This window comes from Rhodovarius sp., assembly GCF_040399605.1.
Lineage (GTDB): Bacteria > Pseudomonadota > Alphaproteobacteria > Acetobacterales > Acetobacteraceae > Rhodovarius > Rhodovarius crocodyli_A.
Map to the genome: position 1 here is coordinate 1 of NZ_JBBARU010000151.1, position 3,212 is coordinate 3,212.

The window sequence follows — 3,212 nt, forward strand, 5'->3', positions numbered from 1 at the left end:
GCGTTGGCCGAGGCACACTAAACTCGGTGTCCATCGAACCGGCAGCAGGCCACACGGGATTCAACGTCCATTCCTGTTTGCTGCAAAACAGCGTGCAAATCTTTCCAGATTCCCTGGGTAAACAGCGTCCAAAAGTTTCCACCCAGGGTCATGCGATCATCCGGCCTTTGGGCCGGAGAATCTGGGGTGTTGGTCATGGATACGATTGCCAAAATTCGATTTCGCCGTTCGGTGGGCAAGGAGAGCATCAGTTCGATCGCACGGGAGTTGAACCTCTCCCGGCCCACGGTTCGCAAGCATTGCCGGACCCAGACAGAGCCGATCTACCGTCGAGCTCAGCAGCCCACCCCGATGCTCGGCGCTTTCCAGGATAGGTTGGAGAGCTGGCTGCAGACCGAGAAGCTGCTGCCAAAAGCCCAGCGCCGCACCGCGCGGCGCCTGTTCGAGGGGCTGCAGGCCGAGGGCTATCGCGGCGCCTATGATAGCGTCCAGCGCTTCGTCCAGCGCTGGAAACTCAGCAAATCCCGCCCGACACTCAACCAAGCCTTCGTCCCGTTGGCCTTCGCACCCGGCGAGGTGTGCCAGTTCGATTGGAGCCACGAGCAGGTCGAACTCGGCGGCGTCATGCAGACCATCAAACTGGCGCATTTCCGCCTAGCCTTCAGCCGGCAGATGTTCGTCGTGGCCTATCCCCGGGAAACCCAAGAGATGGTGTTCGACGCACATAATCAGGCCTTCGCCTTGTTCGGCGGCGTGCCCGAGCGCATGGTTTATGACAACCTCAAAGCCGTTGTGGAGACCATCTTCACCGGCAAGGAACGACTGTTCAATCGCCGCTTCATGGTGCTCGCCAATCACTATGTCTTCGAGCCCGTCGCCTGCACGCCCGCATCAGGTTGGGAGAAGGGTCAGGTCGAGAACCAGGTCGGTAATATCCGCGAATGGCTGTTCACGCCGCTGGCCCGCTTTGCCGATTTCGAAGCGCTGAACCTGTGGCTGGCCCAGCGCTGCCGGGAACTCGCCGCGCGCAAACATCCGGTCACGCCCGAACGCTCCATCGCCGAGTGCTTCGCGCAGGAACAGGGCCGCCTGCGCCGCATGACCGCCACCTTCGATGGCTATATCGAGCACATGCTGCGCGCCTCCAGCACCTGCCTCGTGGTGCTTGACCGCAATCGATACAGCGTCCCGGCTGCATTCGCCGGGCGTGCGGTCTCGGTCCGCAGCACCGCCACGCAGGTGCGCATCGTGGCCGACGGCGCGGTGATCGCCGAGCATACGCGGCGTTTCGGGCGCGATTTTCTGGTCTGCGACCCATGGCACTATCTGCCGGTGCTGGAGCTCAAACCGGGGGCGCTGCGCAATGGCGTGCCGTTCCGCGAATGGGACCTGCCGGTCGCCATCCAGACGGTCAGAGACCGCATCCTCAAGCAGCCCCGCGGCGACCGCGGCTTTGTGGAATTGTTGCTGATGGCGCGCGAGGGCGGCCTCGAAGCGCTGCAGGTCGCCTGCGAGTTGGTGCTGGAGGGCCAAGTCGTCACCGCGGCCGTCGTGCTGAACGAAATGCGCCGCCTACTCGCCCCCGCCCAGCACGCCATGCTGACCGTGCCCGACATGCTGCAACTTCAGACCGAGCCGCTCGCCGATTGCAGCCGCTATGATCATCTGCGCGAGGTGAGCCATGTCAGCCAGTGAACCGCGTACCACTGACCGCGCCGCCCAGCTCAACGCACTGCACCTCTATGGCATGGCCACCGCCTGGAACGAGTGGCTCGCCGAGGGACCCCGGCGGCCCGTGCAACCCGAGGCCTGGCTCGACCGCATGATCGAGGCCGAACTGGCCGATCGCCAAGTACGCAGCCTGCGCTACCAACTCAAGGTCGCGCGCTTTCCGGTGCACCGCGACCTGACCGGATTTGATTGGGCCGAAACGCCGCTGCCACAGGCGCAAATCCAGCAGCTGGCCACCGCCGCCTTTATGAAGACCGCCCATAATCTGATCCTGGTCGGCGGCACCGGAACTGGCAAAACCCACCTCGCCACCGCTCTGGGTGTGGCTGCCATTCACCATGGCAAACGCGTGCGCTTCTACAACGCCGTCGATCTGGTGAACCAGTTGGAGCGCGAAAAACAGCAAGGCAAGGCCGGAAACATGGCCCGCCAGTTGGTCCAGACCGATGCCGTCATCCTCGATGAGCTGGGCTACCTGCCATTTCCCGCCTCAGGCGGCGCCTTGCTGTTCCATCTGATCAGCCAGCTCTACGAAAAAACCTCCCTGATCATCACAACGAACCTGTCTTTCGCGGAATGGGTCGCGGTGTTCGGTGACGCCAAGATGACCACGGCACTCCTCGATCGCATCACCCATCACTGCGATATCCTGGAAACCGGGAATGATTCCTTCCGGTTCAAGCAAAGAAAAAAACAGCCGAAAATGACCGCGTGAACTGGAAAGTTTTGGACGCTGTTTGGTGGAAAATATTGGGCGCTGTTTGACACTGTTTGCAGGATGATCGTCTCTCGAAGGGGGTGATGGCTGTCCACCAGCCAGTTATTGCGTTGGTGTATTCGCTGATGCGCGTCCCCCACGATGAAGAGAGAATTCCGATCCCCGGAAGGGGTCTCCGGAACGACCGCCCGGATCAGCCGGAACGCTTGCTCCCCCATGTCCTGCGCCTCATCCACGATCACAGCTGCGTAGGGGAGGTTCGGTGCCTCCGAGGTCAGGATTTCGGTCGCCTCCCGGTACGCGTCATCCGGCTCCGCAAGCCCCTCGCTGATCAGCCGCGCGCGATAATCTGCGAAGATATCCCACAGGGCGGCCCGCTTCTTGCGGTCAAGTGGGGTGCCACGCCCGGCCCGGGACGCCTTGAGGTAGCCCCTCTGGTCGGCCACTCCCTTGCCCTGCACGATCTGTGCCCATTCCGCCCGGATGAACGGCTCGGACAGCCCCTCAGGCAGCTCGTGATCGTCGAATACAGACCGCCAGACCTGGTCGAGGCGGTCGCGCCCCTCGCCGAAGAAGGCGACCTCGCGCGCGAAACTCTTGCGCTTGAGGAACTGGGAGACCCAACGGTCTAGGTTGATCACCTCGATCCGGGGCGGCCGCGAGGGCCAGCAGGTGGCCCGCTGCACCGTGGCGCGGCTGATGAAAAGGCTAGGCTTACAAGGAGTAATCCGCGGCAGGCCTGTGCGTACCACGGTCAGCGACC

General features: G+C 62.8%; 3 protein-coding genes and 1 pseudogene. 3 read left to right on the plus strand and 1 reads right to left on the minus strand.

The window, feature by feature from the left end:
- The first annotated feature begins 195 nt into the window (after positions 1-195).
- A complete protein-coding gene (istA, locus tag ABWP84_RS18445; RefSeq protein ID WP_353213486.1) occupies positions 196-1,695 on the plus strand; it encodes an IS21 family transposase in 1,500 nt (499 codons plus the stop codon).
- A complete protein-coding gene (istB, locus tag ABWP84_RS18450; protein ID WP_408904294.1) occupies positions 1,682-2,446 on the plus strand; it encodes an IS21-like element helper ATPase IstB in 765 nt (254 codons plus the stop codon). Before istA ends, istB begins: the two co-directional genes overlap by 14 nt.
- Here istB and ABWP84_RS18455 read toward each other — a convergent pair.
- Positions 2,368-3,135 (minus strand): UvrD-helicase domain-containing protein, encoded by a 768-nt coding sequence (locus ABWP84_RS18455; protein WP_353213487.1) that lies wholly within the window; start codon positions 3,133-3,135, stop codon positions 2,368-2,370. The two genes, istB and ABWP84_RS18455, sit on opposite strands and share 79 nt — an antisense overlap.
- Between ABWP84_RS18455 and ABWP84_RS18460 the strand changes: the two are divergent.
- A pseudogene (locus ABWP84_RS18460) lies at positions 3,107-3,212 on the plus strand (IS3 family transposase); the annotation flags it as partial. The gene ABWP84_RS18455 and the pseudogene ABWP84_RS18460 overlap by 29 nt on opposite strands.

Bases quoted from the DNA above. Each gene is read 5' to 3' on its own strand.
- istB (WP_408904294.1), top strand. From the start codon at position 1,682: ATGTCAGCCAGTGAACCGCGTACCACTGACCGCGCCGCCCAGCTCAAC.
- istA (WP_353213486.1), top strand. From the start codon at position 196: ATGGATACGATTGCCAAAATTCGATTTCGCCGTTCGGTGGGCAAGGAG.